The sequence below is a fragment of the Streptomyces sp. NPDC006265 genome, assembly GCF_040613555.1.
Classification (GTDB): Bacteria; Actinomycetota; Actinomycetes; order Streptomycetales; family Streptomycetaceae; genus Streptomyces.
The window spans coordinates 1-4,217 of the sequence record NZ_JBEXSH010000801.1 but is presented as its reverse complement, the minus strand read 5'-3'; the positions used below and the strand labels follow the sequence as shown (position 1 = coordinate 4,217).

The window sequence follows — 4,217 nt, the reverse complement described above, 5'->3', positions numbered from 1 at the left end:
AGCAAGTGGGCACGCTGATCCACGGTCAGTACACGACCGTCATGCACCAGCCGCTGCGCCGCCTCGTCGAGAAGCTGGGCGAGGTGCTGCCGGCCGGCCTGGACAGCCTGTTCTTCACCAACTCCGGCAGCGAGGCCGTAGAGTCGGCGCTGCGGCTGGCCCGCCAGGCGACCGGCCGGCCGAACGTCATCGTCTGTCACGGCGGCTTCCACGGCCGCACGGTCGCCGCCGCCTCCATGACCACCTCCGGCATCCGCTTCCGGTCCGGCTTCTCCCCGCTGATGAGCGGCGTGGTCGTCACCCCCTTCCCGACGGCCTACCGCTACGGCTGGGACGAGGAGACCGCGACCCGTTTCGCCCTGAAGGAACTCGACTACACCCTCCAGACGATCTCCTCGCCGGCCGACACGGCGGCGATCATCGTCGAGCCGGTCCTCGGCGAGGGCGGCTATGTCCCCGCGAACCGCGCCTTCATGGAAGGCATGCGCGAGCGGGCGGACCGGCACGGCTTCCTGCTGATCCTCGACGAGGTGCAGACCGGCGTCGGCCGCACCGGCCGCTTCTGGGGCCATGACCACTTCGGCGTCACCCCCGACATCCTCGTCACCGCCAAGGGCCTGGCCAGCGGCTTCCCGCTCTCCGGCATCGCCGCCTCCGAGGAACTGATGACAAAGGCCTGGCCCGGTTCGCAGGGCGGCACGTACGGCGCCAACGCCGTCGCCTGCGCCGCCGCCTGCGCGACGCTGGACGTCGTACGCGACGAGAAGCTCGTGGAGAACGCCGAGGCGATGGGCAAGCGGCTCCGCCAGGGCCTGGAGGCCGTCGCCGACCGGGCCCCGGGCATCGGCGACGTCCGCGGCCTCGGCCTCATGCTCGCCACCGAGTTCGTCACCGAGGACGGCAGCCCCGACCCGGAGACCGCCGCCCGCGTCCAGCGCGCCGCCATCGACGAGGGCCTGCTCCTGCTGCTGTGCGGCGCCTGGAACCAGGTCGTCCGCATGATCCCGGCGCTCGTCATCGACGAGACGGGCGTCGACGAGGGTCTCCAGGCCTGGGCGAACGCGGTCGAGTCCGGCACGTCGGGAGCGTCGGGCCGATGACCACCGCCTCCCGCGACTTGGCGGGTCTTGTGGCCCGGCTCGCCGATCTGGCGCCCGGTCTGCGGGTGGAGTCCGGTCCTGGGGCCACCGGCCCCTACGCCTATGACGCGTCCAACTACCGTGTGCCGCCGCGGGCGGTGGTCTTCCCGCGTACCGCCGAGGATGTGGTCGGTGTGGTGCGGGCCTGCCGTGAGGCGGGCGTGCCGGTCACCGCCCGGGGCGGGGGCACGAGCATGGCCGGCAATGCGGTGGGGCCGGGGGTGGTGCTGGATTTCTCCCGGTACATGAACCGGGTCCTGGACATCGACGTCGCGGCGCGCACGGCGCGGGTCGAGGCCGGTGTGGTCCTGGACACGCTGCGCAGCGCGGCTGCCCTGCATGGTCTGGATTTCGGTCCGGATCCCTCCTCGCACAGCCGGTGCACGCTGGGCGGGATGATCGGCAACGATGCGTGCGGGAACCGGTCGGTGCGTGACGGGCGCACCAGCGGGCATGTGGTGGCGCTGGAGATCGTGACGGCGGACGGCGTGCGGGCCGTCGCCGACCGGCGTGGGCTGCATCCGGTCGATCCTCGCGAGGGTGCTTCCGTTGCCCGTCTGGAGGCGGACCTGAGGCGTCTGGTCGGTGAGAATCTGGCGTTGATCCGGACGGAGTTGGGGCGTATCCCGCGTCAGGTCTCGGGCTATCAGCTCCACCATTTGCTGCCGGAGAACGGCTTCGATGTGGCGCGTGCTCTGGTGGGCTCTGAAGGCTCCTGTGCGGTGGTCACCGCAGCGACGGTCCGCCTGGTGGCGACCGCACAGGCCTCCACCCTTCTCACGCTGGGCTACGACGATGTGGTCGCGGCGGCCGAGGACGTGCCGGAGATCCTGCGGTTCTCGCCCAGTGCGGTGGAGGGCATGGACGAGGCGATCGTCGCCACCATGCGTGCTCGCCGCGGCCCTGATTCGGTCACCGGCCTGCCCGAAGGCCACGCGTGGCTGTATGTGGAGCTTGAAGGCGACGACCCGGCCGAGGTGAACGCCCGTGCCGCCGCGCTGCTCGACGCGCTCAAAGCGTTGGGGCGGTTGACCGGTGGCCGGGTGGTGGAGAGTCCGGCGGAGCGGCGGTCGTTGTGGCGGGTGCGTGAGGACGGGGCCGGACTCGCCGCCCGGCTGGTGGACGGCGGGGAGTCCTGGCCCGGGTGGGAGGACGCCGCCGTCGCGCCGGAGAATCTGGCCGCCTACCTGCGCCGGTTTCGCAAGCTGCTCGCCGCCCACCAGTTGACCGGTGTGCTGTACGGGCACTTCGGTGCGGGCTGTGTGCATGTGCGTATCGACTTCGACATGGTCACCGACACCGGCCGGGCCGTGATGCGGCAGTTCCTCACCGAGGCCGCCGCGCTGGTGGTCGAGCACGGCGGGACCCTCTCTGGTGAGCATGGTGACGGACGCGCCCGCAGTGAGCTGCTCGGCGTGATGTACAGCCACCGCATGATCGCCGCGTTCGCCGCGTTCAAGGAGGTCTTCGACCCCGACGGGCTGCTCAACCCCGGTGTCATCGTCGACCCCGCCCCGCTGGATGCCGACCTGGCGTTGCGTGAACTGCCGCTGGTGGAAACGACGTTCGGCTTCCCCCACGACGAGGACGGCTTCGCCGGTGCGGTGCGCCGGTGTGTCGGGGTGGGCCGCTGCCGCAGCGACGCCGGCGGGGTGATGTGCCCCAGCTACAGGGCCACCGGCGAGGAGAACGACTCCACGCGCGGGCGGGCCCGCATGCTCCAGGAAATGGTCCGCGGCGAGACTGTCACACAGGGCTGGCGCTCCACCGAAGTGCGCGACGCGCTGGATCTGTGCCTGTCGTGCAAGGCCTGCTCCAGCGACTGCCCGGTCGGTGTCGACATGGCCACCTACAAGGCCGAGTTCCTCCACCAGCACTACAAGGGCAGGGTCCGGCCCCGTTCCCACTACTCCCTGGGTTGGCTGCCGCTGACCTCCGCCCTGGCCGGATACGCCGCCCGCCCCGTCAACGCCCTGCTGCGCGGGCCGTTCGGCACACTCCTCGCCCGCCTGGGCGGCGTCACCACCCAGCGCAGGATCCCCGCCTTCGCCTCCCGCCGCGCCCTGCGCAAAACCCTCCGCGCGGCAAAGCCGGCCGAGCCGGCGAAAGCCCTTCTGTTCGTGGACAGCTTCACCCGCGCCTTCCGCCCGCAGGTAGCCGGAGCGGCGAGCCGGGTCCTGGCCGACGCCGGCATCCCCTGCACGCCGCAGGATGGCCTGTGCTGCGGGCTGACCTGGGTCAGCACGGGCCAACTCTCCGTCGCCCGCCAGATCATGGCCCGCACCGTCACCGCCCTGGACAACGGCGACACCCGGCCCATCATCGTGGCCGAACCCAGCTGCGCCGCCGCCCTCAAACGCGACGTACCGGAACTCCTCGGCACCGAGGCCGCCCAACGCGTCGCCGGCCGCGTCCGCACCTTCACCGGCGCGCTCACGGACCTGGCCGATCAGGGCTGGACCCCACCACCCCTGCCCGCGACCGTCGTCCTGCAGACCCACTGCCACGAGTACGCCACCTTCACGGACCGCCGCCCCGCCGACCTCCTGCGCCGCCTGGGCGTGGACACGGTCGACGAGGCCGAGGGCTGCTGCGGACTCGCCGGCAACTTCGGCTTCGAAGCCGAGCACTACGACACCTCCCTCGCCGTAGCCGACCTCGCCCTCACACCCCGCCTCGACCAACTCGACGGACGCCCCGTCGTCGCCGACGGCTTCAGCTGTGCCACCCAGATCGACCATCTCGCCGGCGACCAGGACATCCGCGCCCTGCACCTCGCCGAACTCCTCGACCCCGCCCCCGATCAACCAGGAGAGACGACATGACCGAGGTACTGACTCAGTTGTTCATCGGCGGTGCCTGGGTGGACGCCGCGGACGGTGCCACCATGCCCGTCGACGACCCCGCCACCGGTGAGATCCTCTGCCACGTCGCCGACGCCGGCCCGAAGGATGCCCGGCTCGCAGAGGAGGCGGCTGTCCAGGCACAGCCGGAGTGGGCCCGCACCGCGCCCCGGGCGCGCAGTGAGATCCTGCGCCGGGCGCACGAGCTCATCCTGGAGCGCACCGACGAGCTGGC

At 71.8% G+C, this 4,217-nt stretch carries 3 protein-coding genes; all 3 read left to right on the top strand.

The window, feature by feature from the left end; genetic code table 11:
• Positions 1-1,100 (top strand): aminotransferase class III-fold pyridoxal phosphate-dependent enzyme (locus ABZ281_RS40230; protein ID WP_356662931.1); only part of this gene is annotated, 1,100 nt, incomplete at its 5' end.
• Entirely contained in the window at positions 1,097-3,964 is a 2,868-nt protein-coding gene (locus ABZ281_RS40225; RefSeq protein ID WP_356662930.1) for an FAD-binding and (Fe-S)-binding domain-containing protein, read from the top strand. The genes ABZ281_RS40230 and ABZ281_RS40225, both read left to right, overlap by 4 nt.
• A partial coding sequence (locus ABZ281_RS40220; RefSeq protein ID WP_356662929.1) for an aldehyde dehydrogenase family protein occupies positions 3,961-4,217 on the top strand: 257 nt, incomplete at its 3' end. The genes ABZ281_RS40225 and ABZ281_RS40220, both read left to right, overlap by 4 nt.